Annotated in this window: 19 protein-coding genes; all 19 read left to right on the top strand. The window is 44.7% G+C overall.

What is annotated here, in order from left to right; translation table 11 throughout:
- Positions 1–186 precede the first annotated feature (186 nt).
- The 19 genes from MHB64_RS28480 to MHB64_RS28390 all read left to right on the top strand — a co-directional run bounded on the left by MHB64_RS28480 (position 187) and on the right by MHB64_RS28390 (position 22,675).
- Complete coding sequence (locus tag MHB64_RS28480) at positions 187–576, top strand: flagellar protein FlaG (RefSeq protein ID WP_341135876.1); 390 nt, start codon at positions 187–189, stop codon at positions 574–576.
- 17 nt (positions 577–593) lie between these two features.
- Positions 594–2,102, top strand: coding sequence for a flagellar filament capping protein FliD (gene fliD, locus MHB64_RS28475; RefSeq protein WP_341135875.1), 1,509 nt, complete (start codon positions 594–596; stop codon positions 2,100–2,102).
- Between the two features lie 28 nt (positions 2,103–2,130).
- On the top strand, positions 2,131–2,529 hold the full coding sequence (fliS, locus tag MHB64_RS28470) for a flagellar export chaperone FliS (RefSeq protein ID WP_341135874.1): 399 nt from the start codon (positions 2,131–2,133) through the stop codon (positions 2,527–2,529).
- Entirely contained in the window at positions 2,522–2,857 is a 336-nt protein-coding gene (locus MHB64_RS28465) for a hypothetical protein (RefSeq protein WP_341136131.1), read from the top strand. Before fliS ends, MHB64_RS28465 begins: the two co-directional genes overlap by 8 nt.
- 235 nt (positions 2,858–3,092) lie before the next feature.
- A complete protein-coding gene (locus MHB64_RS28460) occupies positions 3,093–3,290 on the top strand; it encodes a cold shock domain-containing protein (RefSeq protein WP_019915069.1) in 198 nt (65 codons plus the stop codon).
- Positions 3,291–3,604: 314 nt separating this feature from the next.
- Positions 3,605–5,047, top strand: coding sequence for an S-layer homology domain-containing protein (locus MHB64_RS28455; RefSeq protein WP_341135873.1), 1,443 nt, complete (start codon positions 3,605–3,607; stop codon positions 5,045–5,047).
- 229 nt (positions 5,048–5,276) lie between these two features.
- Positions 5,277–5,825: a ribosome hibernation-promoting factor, HPF/YfiA family gene (gene hpf, locus MHB64_RS28450; RefSeq protein WP_094871923.1), complete on the top strand. Its 549-nt coding sequence runs from the start codon at positions 5,277–5,279 to the stop codon at positions 5,823–5,825.
- 279 nt (positions 5,826–6,104) lie between these two features.
- Complete coding sequence (gene secA / locus MHB64_RS28445) at positions 6,105–8,612, top strand: preprotein translocase subunit SecA (RefSeq protein WP_076285677.1); 2,508 nt, start codon at positions 6,105–6,107, stop codon at positions 8,610–8,612.
- Positions 8,613–9,033: 421 nt separating this feature from the next.
- Positions 9,034–10,147, top strand: a protein-coding gene (gene prfB, locus MHB64_RS28440) for a peptide chain release factor 2 (protein WP_341135872.1) whose coding sequence is annotated in 2 segments (ribosomal slippage) — positions 9,034–9,105 and positions 9,107–10,147 — 1,113 coding nt in all. Because the reading frame shifts where the segments join, the coding sequence is not laid out codon by codon here.
- 151 nt (positions 10,148–10,298) lie between these two features.
- Positions 10,299–11,183 (top strand): YitT family protein, encoded by an 885-nt coding sequence (locus MHB64_RS28435; protein WP_094871927.1) that lies wholly within the window; start codon positions 10,299–10,301, stop codon positions 11,181–11,183.
- Between the two features lie 176 nt (positions 11,184–11,359).
- Positions 11,360–12,415, top strand: a complete 1,056-nt coding sequence (argC, locus tag MHB64_RS28430) for an N-acetyl-gamma-glutamyl-phosphate reductase (protein ID WP_445671649.1) — start codon at positions 11,360–11,362, stop codon at positions 12,413–12,415.
- Between the two features lie 20 nt (positions 12,416–12,435).
- Complete coding sequence (gene argJ, locus MHB64_RS28425; RefSeq protein ID WP_341135871.1) at positions 12,436–13,668, top strand: bifunctional ornithine acetyltransferase/N-acetylglutamate synthase; 1,233 nt, start codon at positions 12,436–12,438, stop codon at positions 13,666–13,668.
- 42 nt (positions 13,669–13,710) lie between these two features.
- Positions 13,711–14,541, top strand: a complete 831-nt coding sequence (gene argB, locus MHB64_RS28420) for an acetylglutamate kinase (RefSeq protein WP_094871935.1) — start codon at positions 13,711–13,713, stop codon at positions 14,539–14,541.
- Between the two features lie 70 nt (positions 14,542–14,611).
- Entirely contained in the window at positions 14,612–15,898 is a 1,287-nt protein-coding gene (locus tag MHB64_RS28415) for an aspartate aminotransferase family protein (RefSeq protein ID WP_094871936.1), read from the top strand.
- Positions 15,895–16,863 carry an ornithine carbamoyltransferase gene (argF, locus tag MHB64_RS28410; RefSeq protein WP_341135870.1) on the top strand — a complete coding sequence of 323 codons (969 nt, stop codon included), beginning with the start codon at positions 15,895–15,897 and terminating at the stop codon, positions 16,861–16,863. Before MHB64_RS28415 ends, argF begins: the two co-directional genes overlap by 4 nt.
- Before the next feature lie 315 nt (positions 16,864–17,178).
- Positions 17,179–18,414, top strand: a complete 1,236-nt coding sequence (locus MHB64_RS28405; protein ID WP_341135869.1) for an argininosuccinate synthase — start codon at positions 17,179–17,181, stop codon at positions 18,412–18,414.
- A 93-nt stretch (positions 18,415–18,507) separates the two neighbouring features.
- The gene (gene argH / locus MHB64_RS28400) at positions 18,508–19,923 is read left to right on the top strand and encodes an argininosuccinate lyase (RefSeq protein WP_341135868.1); all 1,416 of its coding nucleotides are present in this window, start codon (positions 18,508–18,510) and stop codon (positions 19,921–19,923) included.
- A gap of 145 nt (positions 19,924–20,068) precedes the next feature.
- Complete coding sequence (locus tag MHB64_RS28395; RefSeq protein WP_341135867.1) at positions 20,069–21,268, top strand: phosphoenolpyruvate hydrolase family protein; 1,200 nt, start codon at positions 20,069–20,071, stop codon at positions 21,266–21,268.
- Between the two features lie 198 nt (positions 21,269–21,466).
- A complete protein-coding gene (locus MHB64_RS28390; RefSeq protein WP_042131317.1) occupies positions 21,467–22,675 on the top strand; it encodes a Tm-1-like ATP-binding domain-containing protein in 1,209 nt (402 codons plus the stop codon).
- The last annotated feature ends 3 nt before the right edge of the window (positions 22,676–22,678 follow it).

Genomic DNA, 22,678 nt, shown 5'->3' with positions numbered 1-22,678 from the left:
ATTTAAAGTTGTCTCAAAAGAGCCTTGGAATACTCCAGGGCTCTTTTGTAATTAATTACATATCATATTTACAGGGGCTCCGGAGATTCCGGAGTTCTTTCTATTTATCTTACTTAAGTCCTAAATTATCTCTGAATATAACCGATATATATATTATAAAATGAGCGTTGGTGGGGGTCGGGTTCTATGAATGTACAGTTTTCTCTTTCCGCTAATTCTACAACAACTGGAATGGGCGTTCCAGAGGTTATGTCTAGTACTGTTCCGGAATTACCCGTTATTCAAGAAAACTCTATCCGTAATGTTAAGGATATGAATTTGAAAGAAAAGCAAGGGGTCAATGTGTCTGTTGCCGAAGAACAGCTTATTCGTACCATTGAAAGGGCAGTGAAATCATTACAAGGACCTCAGACCACACTTGAAATCAGCATCCACGAGAAAACTCATGATATTATGGTCAAGGTACTCAATAAGGATACTGGTGAATTAATCCGTGAAGTTCCTCCGGAGAAAACTTTAGATTTAGTAAGTAAAATGATGGAAATTGCAGGCATTCTTGTAGACGAGAAAATTTAATATAGGGAGGTGCTGTTTTGGTTACTAGAGTAAATGGTTTCTCAGGAATGGATATCGATAGCATGGTTAAGAATATGATGGCTGCTAAACGTGTACCACTCGATAAGCTTAACCAACAAAAGCAGATTCTGAATTGGACAAGGGAGAGCTATCGTGAAGTTAACAGTAAGCTGGTCGATTTTAAAATCAATAAGCTTACAGATAAGTATGGTGTAAATGCAGCTTTGAATTCACAGAAGGCAACTGTTACTGGGAATTCGAGTGCAATAAAAGCAGATGCTTCCGCTGGGGCTAATGGAGTGCCTATGACGGTTGAAGTTAAGGAGCTTGCAGCAAAATCAACCATTACTACTAAAGCACTTACACCCTCAAGTTCAACCGATATTGCACGTTTGACTACTACTTTAGGAGATCTGAAAGGGAGTAGTACTCCGGATACCTTTGATCTTTACATTAACAAGAGTACAATTACATTTAAGTCTACTGATACGATCTCTTCTGTTATCAGTAAGATAAATGGAGATAAGACAGCGAATGTAAAAGCTGCTTTCGACGAGCTTAGCGGTAAGCTAACAATCACTGCTAAAGAATATGGGACAAGTAATAATATAGTTCAGACTGACAAAGATGGGAATAGTCATGGTACTGGTGATAATCCCCTTCTTGATCTGCTAGGAGTTACTAGTATCAAGGTTGCTACAAAAGCTGAAATAGTAGTTACTGGCTCCGACGGTATCAGTAATCCACAAACATATAACCCTGAGGATAACAAAGTAACAGTTAATGGTGTGCTTATAACGGCACAATCACTTTCTGATGGCGTAACTTCGAAGATTGCTATAGAGACTGATACACAAAACACAGTAGATAACATTAAAGCTTTTGTAGCAGATTACAATGCTTTAATAAGCGCTTTGAATAGTAAAATTACAGAAGAGAAATATAGAGACTTCGCACCTCTCACGGATGAGCAAAAGAAAGAGATGAAAGAAGCGGATATTAATAGTTGGACGGAAAAAGCGAAAAGTGGACTTTTGAAAAATGACGATATTTTAAAGGGTGTATTATCATCCATGCGTTCTGCAATTACAGATCAATTGGGAGCATTGAGTAGTTACGGTATTACAACGGGTTCTTACTTTGAAAATGGTAAGCTTGTTATTGATGAAGACAAGTTAAAAAAGGCTATCAATAATAATCCTCAAGGTTTTAGAGATTTATTTCAAGGTCCTACCAGTGCTCCTGATACCGGAGTGTTTGACATTTTGTCTAAGAAAGTTGATAGCACACTTGATCTTTTAAATAAAAAAGTCGGGACGAACAGATATTCAGCAGATCTAACCAGTACCTTTAAGGAAGAAAGCATTATGGGTAGGAAACTTAAAGAATACAATACTCGTATAAGCTCAATGCTAACAATGTTAAACAATGCCGAAACACGTTACTACAAGCAGTTCTCAGCCATGGAAACGGCAATGAACAAGTTGCAGTCACAGTCTAACAGTCTTTTCTCCACATCCAGCTAAGATAATTATAAAATAGAGGGTGACATTATTGATAACATCTCCTTATGACAAGTATCGCCAGTCTTCTGTTCAAACTTCAACGCCTGCACAGTTGGTGATTATGCTTTATGATGGAGCCATTCGTTTTGTAAGAGCAGCAATAGATGGTCTTAGTAAGCAAGACTATGAGAAGACAAGTCTAAACTTTGGTAAAGCACAAACTGTAGTAAGTGAATTGATGTCTACATTAGATCATTCATATGAAGTCTCAAAGAACTTGTTCTCATTATATGAATATACAAACTTCTTATTAGTAGAAGCCAACATACGCAAGAGCCCAGACAAAGCGGAAGAGGCAATCGGCTACCTGACAGAACTTCGGGAAACTTGGCTACAGGCATCCAAAATCGCTGCAGGCCAGGGACAGGCTGAAAGTGCTCATGGATGAGTTAATTCAGAGCCTGAAGGAACTAACCTTAGGTATCACGGACAGAATCGATGAGACCACCTATGAGGAGTTAGAGCTTTTTGTCGAGGATCGTCAGGAGCTTGTCGACTCTATTGCAGAACAAGCCGAAATTTGTAAGTCGACGCCTGCACAAAAACAAGAAATTAATCGAATTTTGGAGTATGACAATGTGATCTTAGACAGAATGAACGCACTTCGTTTGGAAGCGCAAGACTGGTTGCAGAAGCGTAATCAGGCCAAGGTACAGCGCAGCGCCTACGAGGCCGCTTATACCCCAGATAGTTTTCTAATGGATCGTAGAAAATAATTTATTTCGGTGTTTCACTATAGGAGTAGACGGGTATTAATTTCCGTCTGCTCTTTTTTTGATCCTTACGCCGTAGCTATTTCTTGATTATGGTAAATTAAACGTCCTATTTTACGTGGTAAATTATTGCATGTAAACATTTACTTTTCCAATTGACAATGAAGAAGTTACGGTGGTATAGTCGATTTGTGAGCAAGACTCACGTTCATCTGATGACGAAGGGAATGTTTAATCAATGGAAGGTAAAGTAAAATGGTTTAACGCAGAAAAAGGTTATGGTTTTATCGAGACTGCAGACGGTGGCGACGTATTCGTACACTTTTCCGCGATTCAAACTGATGGTTTCAAGACTTTGGATGAAGGCCAATCCGTAGAGTTCGATATCGTTGAAGGCGCACGTGGACCACAAGCAGCTAACGTAATCAAATTATAATCATACGGCTCAGCCGACCTACATATAAGTAGATGGTTAGCAATTTAGACAGCGCTAGCAAGGATCTTGGGAATTCTCCCGAGATCCTTTTTTTGTGCTCATAAGCCTCTATCAAGGCAGTTAATAGAAAGAAAATAGCGTACTTTGTAAATTTATAATATGGAAAATGTTAGAACTCTCCGAAATGTGGGTAATAGTTGTACGTTGAGCTGTTTATCTTACCTCGACGCACACTATGTTAGCCTAGGCCAACACTTCCATGAGAGATTCAAATAGCCTAAGCTATCAAAACTTTTAGGAGGATGATTAGCAGGATGAAAAAGAAGTTGCGCGGTCTTATGACCGGAGTTTTAGGAGTTAGTATGTTATTAGGATCTCTTGGCAGTGTATCTGCCGCCTCCGTACCTAAGGATATTCAAGGTCACTGGGCTCAAGCTCAACTACAGGAATGGCTAGATAGAGGATACCTTGGAGGATACCCAGACGGTACAGTTAAACCAAACAAGGCCATTACGCGCGGTGAGTATGTGACTATGGTAAATCGCCTGTTTGGTTTTACAGCAAAAGCAACTGTAAGCTTTAAAGATATGAAAAGCACAAACTGGAACTACAGTGAAGTGGCTAAAGCCGTGGAAGCTGGTTATATCGGGGGATACGAGGACAATACGTTCCGTCCCAATACTCCGCTCACAAGACAAGAGGCAGCTGTAATGGCTGCGAAATTACTTAAATTGAGCACTAATACCACTACTAGCAAATTTAAAGACAATGCACAAATCGCAACATGGGCAAAAGGTGCAGTAGCCGCTGCAGCAGATAAGAAGATTATTAACGGTTATCCGGACGGAACCTTCGGTCCTAAGAGATCGTTAACACGTGCAGAGGCTGTAGGTATCATCAATACCTCGGTCATCTATTACCCAGGTAGCGGCACAGGCGGTGGAGTAATTCCTACCCCAACGCCAACTCCGACACCAACAGCTACCCCAACGCCAACAGCTACTCCAGGTGGTAGTACTGGTGGAGGAAGTGGTGGTGGATCTGGTGGAGGTAACGGTGATGGCGGAACTGTCACTACACCAACCGTAAGTGGGGCAACCTATGGTAACGTTGGTTCGGTAACAGCCGATGTATACCTGACATCTTCCGTAACAGGCTCAGTGTACTATGTTGTAGCCCCTTATACTGCTAACATAAGTGCACCGAGTGCATTGCAGGTGGAAAAAGGACAGATCAGCAATGGAACTGCAAGCGAAATTCATGGTAGTGTTGCAACTGTACCGAACACAACGGTTACATTCTCGGTTTACGGATTGAATCCTGGGACAGAATACGCAACATATATCGTAGCAGCGGATGCATCTGGTAATCTGTCTACTGTGACAACAGTTCGATTAACTACTGCTCAGGCAACTGAAAAGTCGATTACACTTTTTGAACCAGGACAAGCAGGTACTGTTACAGCCGATGTATATGTTAAATATGGTGTGACAGGTTACGCTCCAACCCCAGTAAGATATGTAGTATTACCAGCTAATGAAAAAGCACCTAGCGCAGCACAAATTTCTTTAGGACAGAATAGTACTGGTACAGCGTTGACTGCTCCATGGACGGACACGCTTACGTTCGCTCCTGGTGTAAAACATACGCATACTTTGACTGGATTGACAGCCAATACTGCCTATAAGGTATACGTTATTACAGGATCGGGTACAGAATTGTCACCTGTCGAAATCATTCAAATTCATACCAAGTAACTTAATCTTATACTGTCTCAGTTTGGGAATATAAGATTGGAATTCGTACTATAATAACGACAGGTTTACAATTGGTCCGGTGAGGCGAATAGTTGCTCTTACCGGACTTGTTTTATTTGTGAACACTACGACAATATTTGTTATCTAATTGTAAGGGCTGTAAGGAATTACTTTTTACTTAGCCTTAACAATTTGGTATAATGAAGGTGTAACTAAAGGAGGAGTGGCCATGCAATTCACCATTCGAGGTCAACAAATTGACGTGACCGACGCTTTGAGAGAGTATGTTGATAAGAAGCTCAGCAAACTTGAGAAGTATTTCGAAGCACCCCCTACCTCTGAAGGGTCTGTGACGCTTGGCGTAGTTCGCGGCCTTCATACGGTGGAAGTAACCATTCCGCTTGCTGGTGTGACGCTTCGTGCGGAAGACCGCAGCGATGACATGTACGCTTCCATAGATGCCGTTGTGGACAAGCTGGAACGTCAAATTCGCAAACACAAAACGAAGATCAATCGTAAGTTCCGTCAAGAGGGACTGAAGACGCTGTTTGTGGATGGAGCTAGTACCGCTGTTGCTGTAGAAGAACAAGATTATGATGATTTAGAAGTTGTGCGGAACAAACGCTTTACGATGAAGCCGATGGATGTAGAAGAAGCTATTCTTCAAATGAACATGGTAGGACATACTTTCTTTGTTTTTTCCAATATCGATACCTCGGAAGTAAGCGTAGTTTACAAACGTGATGATGGTAAATATGGATTGATTGAACAGGGCTAAGATACAATGATGCCAGTTATGCTCTAAGTATAAAGGGCCTCGAGAGTTAGTCAGAACCTAAGAAATTTAAACCGAGCCCCTATTCGCTTGCAGCGAATAGGGCTCTTGTGCGTATAAGCGACTATATTTGAAAAATGTGGCTGATACACCTTGTATTGCGGCATCTCTTACAAACTGTTACAATTTATGAAGCAGCGGAATCGAATTTATAAATGGCCCTTTCAATTTTGTGAGGATGGGCTCGGTTCCACCATCTGTGTTGCATGAAAGGGGTTAACCATGCTAGGACTTGTAAAGAAAATATTCGGAGACACCAACGATCGTGACGTTAAACGTCTCATGAAGACAGTCGATGTAATTAATGGATTGGAACCGGAATTTGTAAAGCTATCTGATGAACAGTTACAAGCGAAGACAGCAGAATTCCGTGCCCGTATTGAAAAAGGCGAAACTCTGGAAGAAATTCTTCCTGAGGCATTTGCAACCGTACGTGAAGCTTCCAAGCGGACACTTGGTATGCGGCATTTTGATGTGCAGTTAATTGGTGGTATGGCTCTGCATGAAGGCCGAATCTCCGAGATGAAGACTGGTGAAGGTAAGACACTAGTAGGTACATTGCCAGTGTATTTGAATGCTTTGCTAGGTAAAGGCGTACACGTTGTAACGGTCAATGACTATTTGGCTCAGCGCGACAGCGCACAAATGGCACAAATCTATAACTTCCTGGGCATGACGGTTGGGGTTAACCTAAGCGGTATGGACCATGCTGATAAACAAGCTGCTTATGCCTGCGATATTACGTATGGCACGAACAACGAATTTGGTTTCGATTATTTGCGTGACAACATGGTGCTTTATAAAGAGCAAATGGTTCAGCGCCCTCTGTATTTCTGTATTATTGATGAAGTGGACTCTATTCTTATTGATGAAGCACGTACACCTCTTATTATTTCCGGACAAGCTGAGAAGTCTACAGAATTGTATTTTTCAGCAGACCGTTTCGTGAAAAAGCTTAAGGCTGAAGAAGACTACACAGTTGATATTAAGGTGAAGTCTGTAGCCTTGACTGAAAAAGGTGTGGCTACTGCTGAGCGCGCTTTTGGTATTGAGAACTTGTATGATCACAGTCATGTAACCTTGAATCACCATATCGTCCAAGCCCTAAAAGCAAATGTAATTATGCGTCGTGACGTAGACTACGTTGTAAACGAGGGTGAGGTCGTTATTGTCGATGAATTTACAGGACGTCTAATGTCAGGTCGTCGTTATAGCGATGGGTTGCACCAAGCGATTGAAGCGAAGGAAGAAATCGAAGTACAGAATGAGAGTATGACTCTTGCTACGATCACTTTCCAGAACTACTTCCGTATGTATCGCAAACTGGGCGGTATGACAGGTACTGCGAAGACTGAGGAAGAGGAATTCAAGAAGATTTATGGTCTTGAAGTTCTTCAGGTTCCTACGAATAAGCCGAACAAGCGCGATGATATGCCGGATGTCGTCTACAAGAGTGAGAACGGTAAGTTCAAGGCTGTTGTGGAAGAAATCGTAGAACGTCACAAAAAGAACCAGCCAGTCCTGGTTGGTACAGTGTCGATCGAGAATTCAGAGCTCGTTTCTGAAATGCTGAAGCGCAAAGGCGTTAGACACCAAGTGCTTAACGCGAAGCATCACGCTGCGGAAGCAGAAATCATTACCCATGCAGGTCAGCCAGGTACAGTTACGATTGCTACCAACATGGCTGGACGTGGTACGGACATCGTTCTGGGTGAAGGTGTGACAGATCTTGGAGGTCTGCATATCATTGGTACAGAGCGTCATGAATCGCGCCGGATTGATAACCAGCTGCGCGGTCGTGCGGGTCGTCAAGGTGACCCTGGTTCTACACAATTCTACTTGTCGCTTGGCGATGAGCTGATGAAGCGTTTTGGCGCTGACAACGTTCTGACTATGATGGATCGTCTCGGATTCGAGGAAGATCAGCCGATTGAGAGCCGCATGATCACGCGTGCTGTAGAATCTGCTCAGAAACGTGTTGAAGGCAATAACTTTGATATCCGTAAAGTCGTATTGCAATATGATGACGTGATGAATCAACAGCGTGAAATTATTTATAAACAACGCCGTGAGATTCTGGAGTCCGATAATATTAAAGATATCGTGCTTGAAATGATCAAGCCTGTAATTGAGCGTATCGTTCTCGCACACTGTAGCGATGATATTCCTGAGAACTGGGAACTGCAAGAAGTTGCTGATTACGTAAACAGCAAGCTGCTTGAAGAAGGTGCTTTGACCCGTGATATTCTATGGGGTAAGGAAGCTGAGGAGATTATCGAGTTTATTTTCGAACGTGTGCTTGAGAAATATGCAGCACGTGAAGAACGTCTGGGTTCAGAGCTCGTACGTGAATTCGAGAAGGTAATCGTGCTTCGTTCCGTAGATAGCAAATGGATGGATCATATTGATGCAATGGATCAATTGCGTCAAGGGATTCACTTGCGTGCCTACGGTGGTACGGATCCACTTCGTGAATATCAATTCGAAGGCTTTGAGATGTTTAATACTATGACTGCTACGATTCAAGAAGAAGTAGCTACTTATATTATGAAGGCTCACATCGAAGCGAATCAGGAACGTCAATCCGTTATTGATGAAGACAAGATCTCTACAAACAGCGAACCTGTTGAGAAACGTCCGGTTCACGTTGAAGCTGTAACTGGCCGTAATGATCTTTGCCCTTGCGGAAGCGGCAAGAAGTACAAGAATTGTCACGGTCAAAACGCATAAGACAAACATTTAGAAATACACCATATTTTGCGAACTAAGGTATAGATAAAGTTGGTGTTTGATTGAGGTTTTCTCTGCTCTTGCCATTTATCTAGTCCTTATTATCGCTTCCATGGGTATACTAACCATAAAGAGCGGCTGGGCCCGGGGGTATCCCCCGTTTACGGCCCAGTCGCTTTTTTGGATCTTTAGTAGTTTGGTGATCATGGAGCGGAGCAGGCGGAATTGTTCTGTAGAAGCGTAGCGTTCGCCTTTGTTTCCGGATTCCAACCGCGATGCGGTTATCCATTCAAGGAATCTGGAAACAACAGCGATCGGAAGAATAATCCGCAAGGCGTAAGCGAACTTTGATCACTATATCCCACTAACTATCCATTAGTGCGATGACCTTAACAACCAATTTTGAAAGGTGAAGTGACCTATGATAGAACCAAATGTAAAGCAGGATTTGCGTGAAATAGGCAAGAAACTAACTGACCTTAGGGGGTCTCTTTGACTTAGATCTTAAGCAAGAGATGATTTCTAACTTTGAAGAGAAAATGGCGGCTCCAGGATTTTGGGATAATAGTGAGCAAGCGCAAAGCGTAATCGCCGAGATGAATGCTGTGAAATCTTCCGTAGATCAATACGAGAAGCTTCAACAGGAATACGATGATGCTGCGATGATGGCAGAGCTTGCGGATGAAGAGGGCGATGCAGATCTGGCGGCAGAAATTGGGGAGACAATTAGCAGCCTAGGCAGAAAATTGGATGAATTTGAGCTGCAATTGCTGCTTAATCAGCCGTATGACAAGCTGAATGCTATTCTAGAGCTTCATCCGGGTGCAGGCGGAACGGAATCCCAAGACTGGGGACAAATGCTACTGCGTATGTACACGCGCTGGGCTGAAAAACGTGGATTCAAGGTTGAGGTGTTGGACTATTTACCGGGTGATGAAGCAGGAATTAAGAGTGTCACGCTACTTATTAAAGGCTTCAACGCCTACGGATACCTAAAAGCTGAGAAGGGTGTCCATCGGCTTGTACGGATTTCTCCTTTTGACTCTTCGGGCAGAAGGCATACTTCTTTTGTATCCTGTGATGTCGTTCCGGAAATTGCCGATGATGTAGACGTTGAGATTCGTACTGAGGATCTGAAAATCGATACGTATCGGGCGAGCGGCGCCGGTGGACAGCATATTAATACCACGGACTCTGCGGTACGGATTACTCACTTGCCGTCGGGTGTGGTGGTAACCTGTCAGAACGAACGTTCACAGATCAAAAACCGTGAGCAAGCGATGAAAATGCTGCGTTCCAAGCTGTATGAGCGCAAGCTGCAAGAACAGCAGCAGCACTTGGATGAGATTCGCGGCGAGCAATCCGATATTGCCTGGGGCAGTCAGATTCGCTCCTATGTATTTCATCCGTATAACATGGTCAAGGATCACCGCACTTCCGTAGAAACAGGGAATGTGGGTGCAGTCATGGACGGAGACCTGGATGCATTCATTGATGGTTACTTACGTAGCCAGATCAAGATTGAGGCGGACTAAGGGATTTTTTCGGGAATATAGGAAAGTATAAGGTTACTCCATACTATCTTTATATTGATTTTTTGAGGAAACGGATCCCATTCTTTGATATGGATGGTGTACCCGTTTCTTCTTACGTAAAGCAAGATGACACTTTAAGGAGCGCCTTGAAATGCAAAAAATCAATTCACGTAATAAACCCCCACTAATTCCTCTAAATGGACCACTCCGACATGTAGTGGATACAACGCTAATTCTGCTCGGTTCGTTAGTGACAGCGCTGGGGTTTAATCTCTTTTTTCTGCCGAATCATATTGCTTCTGGTGGTGTATCCGGTCTGTCTGTATTGGCTGAAGCCTGGTTTGGAGCTGAACCGGCTTACACGCAATGGGCACTTAATATTCCACTGTTTGTGCTCGGGGTAATTTTCCTAGGTAAGCAATATGGAGTACGCTCACTGCTTGGGAGTTTTGTACTGCCGTTGTTCATCCTTGTGACGAAAGATTTACCTGCACCTACAACCAATCCACTCTTAGCCTCCATTTATGGCGGTATCTGTGTCGGAGTGGGACTAGGTCTTGTGTTCCGTGGACGTGGATCGACAGGTGGACTCACGATTTTGGCGCAGATTATTCAAAAGATATCCGGTCTCAGCTTCTCGATTTCTGTAGTGCTGCTAGACGGGACAGTCATTGTGTTAGCTGCATTTATACTCGGTATGGAGCAAGCACTGTATGCGCTGATCGGATTATTTGTGACAGGTAAGGCCATTAACGCGATAGAGGTAGGCTTTCGTTATACGAAGGTTGCGTACATAATCTCTGACAAGACGGAAGAAATATCTGAAGCGATATTAAATGATTTAGATCGTGGTCTGACGAAGCTGGACGCACATGGCGGGTATACTGGTGATGCACGTACCGTTCTGATGGTAGTGGTAGGCCAGAATGAAGTGTCGAGACTGAAAGCGATTGTCCAATCTGTAGATACAAGTGCATTTGTGATTATTACCGAAGCTCATGAAGTGCTGGGCGAAGGGTTTAAAAGGGAAGCGTAATCTCACCTACGGGGGAGGCGGCGCTTCTCTTTTTTTGTAAATGAGGTTATATTTAGGAGGAAATAAAGTTCACATATTGTGTTGTATTTATATTAATTGGGATGTATAATAATACATATTTCTAAGACGGTATGCATTATATTAAATAATATATTCATGATAAGCAGGAAGTGGGGATGACAGTGGAAGGCAAGCTGAGGGCGGCGATTGTTGGATCAACGGGTTATGGAGGCGTAGAGCTGATTCGGCTACTACAAAGTCATCCTAAGGTAGAGATTACTTCGGTGATTTCCTCATCAAGTGCAGGGGATGCAATAGAGGAAGGGTTTCCTCATTTGACGGGCATTATTGACCGAAGGCTGGATGGCGTTGATCCGGCTCAGATGGCTGAGCGGGCGGATGTGGTTTTTACGGCTACACCGTCTGGTGTAAGTGCAAAGCTGGTGCCGCAGCTGCTGGAAGCTGGACTAAAGGTCGTAGATCTATCCGGTGATTTCAGATTGAAGAATGGCGCAGAGTATGAACACTGGTATAAACATCCGGCTCCGGCTGATGAATACCTAGAGCAGGCTGTATACGGACTTTGTGAGGTGTTCGGAGAGCGCGCGGCTGGGGTTGATTTTATATCTAATCCAGGCTGTTATCCTACAGCTACACTTCTTGGACTAATTCCTGCCATTCAGGCAGGCTGGGTTAAACATGACAGTATTATTATTGATGCCAAATCAGGGGTTACCGGAGCAGGACGCGGAACGAGTCTGATGGTGCATTATGCAGAGATAAACGAGAACTTAAAAACTTATAAAATAAATAAACATCAACATATACCAGAAATTGAGCAGACACTCACGGAGATTGCTGGAGAAAAGGTAACCGTAACGTTCACCACACATCTCGTGCCGATGAGCCGAGGTATTATGAGTACGATGTATGCAGGAATGACGGGCAATTATACGGAGCAGGATTTTGTGAATTTATATCGTGAATATTATGCGGGCAGACCTTATGTGCGGGTGCGCGATGCAGGTGTGATTCCAGCGACAAAAGAAGTTAGCGGCTCTAATTATTGTGATATCGGATTTGCAACAGATGCTCGTACAGGGCGGGTAACGATCGTCTCCGTCATTGATAACGTTGTAAAAGGTGCGGCAGGGCAGGCAATACAGAACCTTAATTTGATGATGGGATGGGAGGAAACCCTTGGCCTCGGCTACACACCTGTGTATCCATAAGGTTCAGCGGTACAAATAACATGAACGAGATTGAATTATTTACTACCATGGATGGTGGCAGCATTACTTCACCTAAAGGCTTTAAGTCCGGAGGACTGCACTGTGGTCTGAAAAAAACAGATCGCAACGATCTCGGAGTGATTGTCTGCGAGGTTCCGGCAACGGCGGCGGCTGTGTATACGACGAATGTTTTTCAGGCGGCTCCTCTGAAGGTGACACGGGAAAGTCTTGTGAACGGAACGTTGCAGGCGGTAATCGTGAACAGCGGGAATGCTAATGCCTGCACAGGTGAACAAGGTGAGGCCGATGCTTATGAGATGCGCGCTGCTGCGGCTCAACATTTGGGCATAGAGGTTAATGATGTTGCTGTCGCTTCGACTGGTGTGATCGGTGAGCTGCTGAAGATGGATTGCGTACGTAGTGGTATTACTGCACTGCCAGAGAAGCTGGACGGTGGGGCTGCTGGAGCGGAAGAATTCTGTCAGGCCATCCTTACAACTGATTTAGTTAAAAAAGAGGTTGCCGTAAAGGTGCTTGTTGGTGGTGTAGAAGTTATTATTGCTGGAGCCGCGAAGGGCTCCGGGATGATTCATCCTAACATGGCTACCATGCTCGGTTTTATGACTACAGATGCTGATATTTCAGCGGAGGATTTACACAGTCTACTTCGTTCTGCTACGAACGTTACTTTTAATATGATTACAGTGGATGGAGATACAAGCACGAATGATATGCTAGTTTCGATGGCTAGTGGGCTTGCAGGTAATGAGAAGCTGACTCGGCTTCATCCGGATTGGGACGCTTTTGCTGCTGGCTTCACGTATGTCTGCCAGACGCTTGCCAAAGCGATTGCGCGGGATGGCGAAGGTGCGACTCACCTGATCGAGGTGCAAGTGAATGGGGCTGTTCATGATGAGGCGGCAGCAGCGATTGCCAAGACGGTGGTGGGTTCTAGTCTAGTGAAATCTGCTATTTTTGGAGCAGATGCGAACTGGGGACGAATTATTGCAGCGGTTGGACGCGCGGGTGTGCCAGTATCGCCAGAACGTGTAAATATTTCGTTAGGTGAGATTGAGGTGCTCTTGCACTCGAAGCCAGTTGCATTTGACGAGGAAAAAGCTTTGGCCTATTTGCAAAAAAGTGAAACTGTGCTGATCACTGTAGATTTGCATGATGGAACCGGAAAGGCTACAGCTTGGGGCTGTGACCTAACTTACGATTATGTGCGGATTAACGCTGCATATCGTACCTAATTTGTGACGGCTTTAAGCCCACAAGGGAAGGATACCGATCAAATGACGCTAAACAGCGAGCTTGAACTTATAGATGCATTAGATGGCAGTGGATTGTTTGTGATGAAATGCGGCGGCAGTACGCTGGCGGCGCTTCCTGACTCTTTTTTCGAGGATTTGCGAGATTTGCAGCAGGATGGCATTCAGCCTGTAATTGTTCATGGCGGAGGGCCAGCTATTTCAGAGAATCTAGCAAAATTGGGCATTGAAAGCAGCTTCGTGAACGGTCTGCGAGTAACTACTGAAGCCGTGCTAGATGTCGTTGAGATGACGTTGGCAGGGAGCATTAACAAGGCGATTGTAAGACGAATTCAAGAAAGTGGCGGTCTAGCTCTAGGGCTATCCGGCATTGATGGAAATATGATTACTGCTAGACCTGTAGCTAATAGCGCTGAAGTAGGTTTGGTAGGAGAAGTAACGGAAGTAAAGGCTGAGATTGTAACAGGAATTATTGGCATGGGTTATATCCCAGTCATTGCGCCTATCGGAGTTGATGCTGCAGGTCAGCGCTACAATATTAACGCAGATACAGCAGCAGGGGCAGTCGCTTCTTATGTAGAGTCTCCCCAAATGATCGTAGTCACAGATGTCCCTGGCATTATGAGTACGGTGGAAGGCCAAAAGGTTGTACTTCCATCCGTTACCGTACAGGAAATTGAAGCCTTAATCGAAAGTGGAGAAATCTACGGCGGCATGATCCCAAAAGTGCGGGCAGCTATCGACTGCATTCAAGGCAGCGTTTCAGAGGTTATTATTGTGGATGGAAAAGAACCGCGGGTGCTTAGCCGAGTACTGCAAGGTGAAGCGATAGGCACACGTATTATTCGTTCGTAGAATCATAGATGAATATCATTTAGAGGTGCAGCCTGGTACACAGGAGCACAAGATGGGAGAGTGACTTAGAATGAGCAAGCTTACACAAACGGAATTGGATTCGCAAGCAGGGGCACAGCAGACCGATACCGTAGGATCAGGTACACCGGATGTTGCAGCAGGCAAGCTTAGCGCGGTATTCCCTTCTTACGCCAGATATGATCTTAGCTTAGTTAAAGGCAAGGGCACCTGGGTATGGGATGATAAGGGCAATAAGTATCTTGATTTTACAAGTGGATTAGCTGTGACCAGTCTAGGTCATGCTCCTGAAAAAGTCGGTGCGAAGCTGAAGGATCAGATTGACACGCTCTGGCATGTCTCGAACCTGTTCCATATTCCGGGACAGGACAAAGTTGCAAATCTTTTGACAGAGAATAGCTGCGCTGATCAAGTATTTTTCTGCAATAGTGGGGCAGAAGCGAATGAGGCTGCTATTAAGCTGGCTCGCCGTTACCACCAGAAGGTAAAGGGTGCTGATCGTTATGAAATCATTACGTTTGAACAATCTTTCCATGGTCGTACGCTAGCTACACTGACTGCTACAGGTCAGCAAAAGGTAAAAGAAGGCTTCCTGCCGCTTCCAGCAGGCTTTAAGACTGTACCTTTGCATGATCTCCCAGCGTTAGAGGCTGCTATTGGCGATCACACAGCTGCTATTATGCTGGAGATGGTACTTGCAGAGGGTGGCGTGCTTGAGGTAGAACCTGAGTTCTTGAACGCTGTTGTGGCGCTATGTGAGAAACACGGACTGCTTCTAATTGTAGACGAAGTACAGACCGGTATGGGACGTACAGGCAAGTTGTTCGCTCATCAGCATTATGGAATTGAACCGGATATTTTCACCTTGGCTAAGGGGATTGCTAGTGGGTTTCCAGCAGGCTTAATGCTTGGCAAAGGCTATTTGCGTGAAGCTTTCTCACCGGGCAGCCATGCGTCCACCTTCGGGGGAACACCGCTCGCAACAGCGGTTATGGCAGCGACGATTGAAACGATGCTGGAGGATGAGCTTCCACAACGTGCCGAAGAAATGGGTAAGTACCTGACAGGTCTTTTGAAAGAGAAGCTGGCGGACTGTTCTTTTGTGAAGGATATCCGTGGTAAAGGACTGTTGATCGGGATTGAATGTCAATCACCAGCGGGCGATATTGTATTGGCTGGACAAAAGAAAGGCCTGTTGTTCGTGACAGCGGGTCCTAATGTCCTTCGCCTGCTGCCTAATCTATATGTAAGCAAAGAGGAGATCGACCAGGCGGTGGACATCCTATCCGAACTCATTCATACTTATGCTAAACAAGCAAACGGGGAGGTAAGCTCATGAGTCAGGGCGTACAGAGTAATAAGATCACCATTGCACAGCAACTGAAAGGCCGTGATTTACTGGAGCTGAACGATTACAGCCCGGAAGAAATTACGTACTTAATAGATTCTGCGATTGAGCTGAAGAAGAAGCAGAAAAATGGCGAAGAATTCCAGCCGCTGAAAGGGAAGACAATCGGTCTTATTTTTGAGAAATCTTCAACTCGTACTCGCGTATCATTTGAGGTTGGTATGTATCAGCTTGGAGGGCATGCCCTTTTCTTGAGCAAAAATGACATTCAGCTTGGACGCGGTGAAACCGTTGGAGATACAGCACAAGTAATGTCACGTTACCTCGACGGCATTATGATCCGTACCTTCGGCCATGACAAAGTAGAGGACCTAGCACGTTACGCCTCTATTCCAGTAATCAACGGCCTAAGCGACCTGGCACATCCTTGCCAAGTGCTGGCGGATTACCAAACGATTTACGAGCACAAAGGGAAGCTTAAAGGTCTAAAGCTGGCTTATATCGGCGACGGTAACAATATGGCGCATTCCCTGATGATTGGCGGAGCTAAGCTGGGTGTGGACGTATCTATTGCTGGACCGGAAGGTTATGAGCCGGATGCAGCGGTTGTAGCAGAAGCCCGTGAGATCGCTAAGGAAACCGGAGCGAAGATTGTGGTCACTCACAGCCCGCAAGAAGCTGTGCAAGACGCTGACGTCATCTATACGGATGTGTGGGCGAGCATGGGCTTCGAAGAGGAGCAAAAGGCGCGTGAAGCGGCATTCAAAGACTATCAGGTCAATGAGGAGCTTGTAAAAGGCGCGAAGAGCGATTATCTTTTCCTGCACTGCCTGCCAGCCCACCGTGAGGAAGAGGTCAGCACAGGTGTGATTGACGGCTCTAACTCGGTCATCTTTGATCAGGCTGAGAACCGCCTGCATGCGCAGAAGGCTTTAATGGCTGCGCTGATGGGATAAAAAATTCATAAAGAAAATTAGGATTGAACTTATATTGGTCTAAGATTATATAAAATACTATATAAGATGAACTTATTAAGTAGCGTTGGAATTTCGGTGCGGAGCAACGGAGTGAAAGTTTGGAACTGCAGGAGCGTTAGCGTTCGCCTTTATAATCAGATTTCATCTGCGAAACGCAGACTTAAATCATAGAAATCTGATTATAACAGCGACCGGAAGTCCAACCATTTCACGCAGTTGCGCTTTATCACCGGAGTTCTATAAGCGCATTTAAGCGAATCTTATACCCCCCACACGAAAGGAAGTTGCCACACCATGGCTAAAGAAAAAATTGTACTCGCCTATTCCGGCGGACTAGATACATCCGTTATTTTGAAATGGCTTAAAGAAACTTATGATGCTGAGATCATCGCCTTCACAGCCGATATCGGCCAGAAGGAAGAGCTCGACGGTCTGGAAGAAAAAGCACTAGCAACCGGCGCATCGAAAGTATATATCGATGACCTGCGCGATGAGTTCGCTAGCGATTTCATCTACCCAATGTTCCAATCCGGCGCACTCTATGAGGGTCAATACTTGCTCGGAACTAGTATTGCTCGTCCGCTGATTGCTAAACGCATGGTGGATATCGCCATCGCTGAAGGGGCAACAGCTATCGCACACGGCGCGACAGGCAAAGGGAATGACCAAGTCCGTTTTGAGCTTGGTGTAGCTGCTTTGGCACCAGACATCAAGGTGATTGCACCTTGGCGTCTGGAAGAATTCCGCAATCAATTCCCGGGCCGTGCGGAAATGATCGCTTATGCGGAAGCTAATGATATTCCTGTACAAGCATCTGCGGCTAAGCCGTATTCGATGGACCGTAACCTGCTGCATATCAGCTATGAGAGCGGCGTATTGGAAGATCCTTGGTTTGATCCAAGTGCACCGGAGAACAAAGGAATGTTCCTGCTGAGCAACGCTCCTGAAGATGCTCCGGATGAAGCGGAATATTTGGAACTCGATTTCGTTAAGGGAGACTGCGTAGCCCTGAATGGTGAGTCCTTATCCCCACTGCAAGTGATGGATAAACTGAATGAGCTAGGCGGTAAACACGGTATTGGACGTGTGGATATGGTTGAGAACCGTTTTGTCGGCATGAAGAGCCGCGGTGTGTATGAGACTCCGGGTGGAACCATCCTGTTCGTCGCTCATCGCAAAATGGAATCCATCACGATGGACCGTGAAGTGATGAACCTGCGTGACAGCCTGATCACTCGTTACAGCACTTTGGTGTATAACGGTTTCTGGTTCGCACCAGAGCGTATTGCACTGCAAGCTCTTGTAACACAGAGCCAACAAAATGTAACGGGTACTGTTCGTCTTAAACTGTACAAAGGCAACATCATTGGCGCTGGAGTGAAGAGCTCGGTCAGCCTGTACAATCCTGAGATTGCAACGATGGAAGCTGATCCTACACAAGCTTATGATCAAGGGGATGCAACTGGTTTTATCCACTTGAACGCATTGCGCCTTAAAGTTTCTACAGGTGTAAATGGAGCTTCGAAATAGAACGGTAACATAAACTTAAACGGGCATTCCGAAGGCCGTTCCTCCCGTCAGGATAGGAGCGGCCCTCTGGCGTCCAAGAGGAGGAAACTACAGGTGAGCAAGCTTTGGGGCGGACGGTTTACTAAAGGAACGAACAAACTGGTGGAGGAATATACGGCTTCCATTGGATTTGATAAGGCTTTGGCTAAAGAAGATGTACAAGGCAGTCTGGCGCATGTCACAATGCTGGGTAAGTGCGGAATCCTTCCACAAGAAGATGTGGAGACGATTAAGCAAGGTCTGAACAAAATATTGGACAAGGTTAACGCTGGTGAGGTTGTTTTCTCCGTAGCGGATGAAGACATCCATATGAATATTGAAAAACATCTGATCGAGGAAATCGGTCCGGTCGGTGGTAAACTGCACACAGGACGCAGCCGTAACGATCAGGTGGCAACGGACATGCATCTATATTTACGTGGCCGTGTAGTTGAGCTAGTTAGCTTGCTGCATGAATTGCAGGAAGCTTTGATCGAGCAAGCTAAAGACAATGTAGAGACGATCATCCCTGGTTACACGCATTTGCAGCGGGCACAACCGATCCTCTTTGCTCACCACTTGCTTGCTTACGTCTCCATGTTCCGCCGCGATGCGGAGCGTTTGACGGACAGCTATAAACGGATCAACGTTCTGCCGCTCGGAGCAGGAGCGCTTGCGGGAACGACCTTCCCGATTGACCGCCATTTTGTAGCGGAACAACTGGGCTTTGACAGTGTATATGAGAACAGTCTGGATGCTGTCAGCGACCGCGATTTCATCGTTGAGTTCTTGGCGAATGCAGCCCTTGTAATGACCCACCTTTCCAGACTTAGTGAGGAATTGGTACTGTGGAGCAGTACAGAGTTCAGCTTTGTAGAACTGGATGATGCTTTCTGTACAGGCAGCAGCATTATGCCGCAGAAGAAGAACCCGGATGTACCAGAATTGGTACGGGGCAAAACAGGTCGTGTATACGGCAACCTGATTGGCTTGCTGACTGTTCTGAAATCTTTGCCACTAGCGTACAACAAGGATATGCAGGAAGATAAAGAGGGCATGTTCGATACTGTTACTACGCTGACTGGTGCGCTGCAATTGTTCGCGCCGATGATTTCCACCATGAAGGTGAATAAGGGGCGTATGCGTGAAGCTGTGAACACGGACTTCTCGAATGCAACGGATATCGCCGACTTCTTGGTAGGCAAAGGTCTTCCTTTCCGCCAAGCACATGAAGTCATCGGAAAAACAGTGCTCTACTGCATTAACGAAGGCAAGTTCCTGCTGGATCTGACGTTGGAAGAGTTCATGCAATTCTCACCGCTGTTTGACGAGAATATCTATGCTGTTCTTCAACCGGAAGCGGTAGTCAACGCCCGTAACGTTTATGGCGGCACAGCTACTGTTCAGGTGAAAGCTGCAATCGAACGCGCGGAGCAGGCACTGCACGAAGCTAATGAATGGGTAGTAAAACACGGTGACGCTATATTGTAAACCGTATCAATACCGAATCTCGCCTCAGACTGTTATAGGTCGCAGGCGGGATTTTTTTATCTAAAAGGGCTCTAAGTACAACATAACTGGATTCGCAGTGTTCTTTACGGTTATCCTTAGAGTAGGGATAGGAGGGGGCGTAAGTATGAGTAGAGAGCAAATCCTAGACGAGCTTAGATCCCAATTAGAGCTGGGCAATCATATTATTGGAGTAGCCACAGGTGCTGGAATAACCGCAAAGTATGCGAAGCAGGGTGGCGCTGATTTTCTACTGATGTTAAATTCGGGTAAATTCCGCCAGATGGGGAGGAGCTCTCTTGCTGGGATTTTGCCTTTTTGTAATAGCAATGATATGGTGATGGACTTTGCATCTAGGGAGATCATCCCTTTGGTAAGAGATATTCCTATTATTTTTGGACTCAATGCAACCGATCCGACAAAAGACATGGAGACCTATATCAGTGAAATAAAGAATAAGGGATTTTCCGGGATTAATAACTACCCCACGGTTGGCTTAATAGATGGTCAATTTGGAGAAGCGCTGGAAGAAGAGGGAAATGGTTATCTACTCGAAGTAGAAGCTATAAGAATAGCCCATGAAAAAGATTTGTTTACCATAGCCTTTGTATTTGACGAAATTCAAGCTGCTCAGATGATAGAAGCTGGAGCGGATGTGATTTGTGCACATTTAGGCTTAACCGAAGGGGGATTATTAGGAGCCAAAAAAGTATTCTCTCTGGAAGTAGCCAAGGTTAAGGCGGACAAGATTTTTAATACATGTAATGAGCTAAAGCCCGATTTAATTAAATTGGTGTATGGTGGTCCTGTGAAAACGCCAATTGATGTGCAGTATATGTACAGTAATAATCAAAACTTGATGGGGTATATCGGGGGCTCTGCTTTTGAAAGAATTCCCTCGGAGAAGTCCATTACGAATATAACCAAAGCTTTTAAAGTGTCGGGGACGCTGGATGAAGATGATTTTATGGTCAAAATGTTAGACGGCATCACCAAGCACTATGATTATGTTGAATTTGTAAAAGAATACATAGCTCAAAATTATAGGAATGAGATTTTGTTTGCAGATTTAGCTAAGGTGGCCCATGTATCCCGAAGTTACTTAAGTAGCTTGTTTACCAAAAAAGTAGGCTGCAGCTTCCAAACGTATCTCGTGCAATTTCGGATGGATAAGGCAGCGGAAATATTACATAGAGACCCTATCCAGTTATCTGAGCTGGCGCCATTAGTTGGCTACCAAGACTATGCGCAGTTTAGCAAAATGTTTAAGAAGTATAAAGGTTATTCTCCCAAACAATATAAATCTAACATAAACACAAAAACATAAGACATAAAAGCGTTTTCATTCATAATTCAAAGAAGTATGATTAACTCATAAGTTGATCATGCTTTTTTGAAATATAAGAAAGTATAAGTTTCACATTATACATTATCCTTATATTTCTCCTTTAAACGCTTACCGTCCTCAAAAGGACGCCGAAGGCATTTATACTTGTTGCAGATATCTGAAGAGGAGGTTGAAGAAATGAAGACGATTGCCATTGCCGGAACTTTTGACACCAAGGGTGAAGAATATCTCTACATTAAAAATTTGCTTGAAAGCTTGGAGTTAGGTACGTTTACGATTCATACGGGTGTGTTTGAGCCCACTTTTACACCGGATATCTCTAACCGAGAAGTAGCAGCAGCCGCGGGTGTAAGTATAGACGAGCTCGTTGCCAAGAAAGATAGAGCGTTAGCGACAGAATTATTAGCTAAAGGTATGGAAAAATTAGTACCTGAATTATATAAGCAAGGCAAGTTTGATGGCATTATCTCCTTTGGGGGTACTGGAGGTACCTCGCTTGTCACTCCTGGTATGCGGGCACTGCCTATTGGTGTACCAAAAGTGATGGTTTCGACCGTAGCTTCAGGGAATACTGCTCCATATGTAGGCACTAGTGATATTGTCATGATGCCATCTGTAGTAGACGTTGCAGGACTGAACTCCATTTCGACGAAGATTTTTACGAATGCAGCCTTTGCCATCGCCGGTATGCTTAAATTTGAGAATAAACAAGTGATAGAGAAAAAACCATTAGTAGCTACAACAATGTTTGGGGTAACAACCCCCTGTGTGACGGCAGCCCGTAACTATCTTGAAGCTAGAGGATATGAAGTGCTTGTATTCCATGCAACAGGTGTAGGCGGCCAGTCCATGGAAGCACTAATCGAGGCTGGTTTTATTGAAGGTGTATTGGATCTGACCACAACAGAATGGGCGGACGAAATTATTGGTGGTGTGCTAAATGCTGGACCTCATCGGTTAGAAGCTGCTGGAAAACATCATATTCCACAGGTTGTGTCGGTAGGTGCGCTTGATATGTGTAACTTTGGTCCTTATGATACGGTACCCGAGAAATTTGCTGGACATAAATTCTATAAGCATAACCCTACAGTTACTTTGATGAGAACAACAGTAGAAGAAAATGAAGCCATCGGCAAAAAGCTTGTCGAGAAATTAAATATGGCCAAAGAGAAAACGGTGTTAATGCTGCCGCTTAAAGGGATATCTGGCATTGATGTCGCAGGGGAAGCTTTTTATGGGGTAGAGGAAGATCAAATGTTATTTGATACCTTAAGAAATGGTGTAAACAGAAATGTTGTAGAGGTTATCGAAATGGATTGTGCCATTAATGATGTGGAGTTTGCAGAAGCTGCCGCACAGAAGCTAATAGATCTCATGAGCAAATAACAC

Origin of the sequence: Paenibacillus sp. FSL K6-2859, from assembly GCF_038008265.1 — a bacterium.
Taxonomy (GTDB): domain Bacteria; phylum Bacillota; class Bacilli; order Paenibacillales; family Paenibacillaceae; genus Paenibacillus_AQ; species Paenibacillus_AQ nitricinens.
Note: the sequence above shows the minus strand (reverse complement) of the source record. Positions and strands in the feature narration are given on the sequence as shown.

Coding starts and splice junctions, on each gene's coding strand:
- argJ (WP_341135871.1), top strand. CDS start 12,436: ATGAACGAGATTGAATTATTTACTACCATGGATGGTGGCAGCATTACT.
- secA (WP_076285677.1), top strand. CDS start 6,105: ATGCTAGGACTTGTAAAGAAAATATTCGGAGACACCAACGATCGTGAC.
- MHB64_RS28435 (WP_094871927.1), top strand. CDS start 10,299: ATGCAAAAAATCAATTCACGTAATAAACCCCCACTAATTCCTCTAAAT.
- argF (WP_341135870.1), top strand. CDS start 15,895: ATGAGTCAGGGCGTACAGAGTAATAAGATCACCATTGCACAGCAACTG.
- MHB64_RS28405 (WP_341135869.1), top strand. CDS start 17,179: ATGGCTAAAGAAAAAATTGTACTCGCCTATTCCGGCGGACTAGATACA.
- MHB64_RS28480 (WP_341135876.1), top strand. CDS start 187: ATGAATGTACAGTTTTCTCTTTCCGCTAATTCTACAACAACTGGAATG.
- argB (WP_094871935.1), top strand. CDS start 13,711: ATGACGCTAAACAGCGAGCTTGAACTTATAGATGCATTAGATGGCAGT.
- MHB64_RS28415 (WP_094871936.1), top strand. CDS start 14,612: ATGAGCAAGCTTACACAAACGGAATTGGATTCGCAAGCAGGGGCACAG.
- MHB64_RS28465 (WP_341136131.1), top strand. CDS start 2,522: ATGGATGAGTTAATTCAGAGCCTGAAGGAACTAACCTTAGGTATCACG.
- MHB64_RS28390 (WP_042131317.1), top strand. CDS start 21,467: ATGAAGACGATTGCCATTGCCGGAACTTTTGACACCAAGGGTGAAGAA.
- MHB64_RS28460 (WP_019915069.1), top strand. CDS start 3,093: ATGGAAGGTAAAGTAAAATGGTTTAACGCAGAAAAAGGTTATGGTTTT.
- MHB64_RS28395 (WP_341135867.1), top strand. CDS start 20,069: ATGAGTAGAGAGCAAATCCTAGACGAGCTTAGATCCCAATTAGAGCTG.
- MHB64_RS28455 (WP_341135873.1), top strand. CDS start 3,605: ATGAAAAAGAAGTTGCGCGGTCTTATGACCGGAGTTTTAGGAGTTAGT.
- argC (WP_445671649.1), top strand. CDS start 11,360: ATGACAGTGGAAGGCAAGCTGAGGGCGGCGATTGTTGGATCAACGGGT.
- hpf (WP_094871923.1), top strand. CDS start 5,277: ATGCAATTCACCATTCGAGGTCAACAAATTGACGTGACCGACGCTTTG.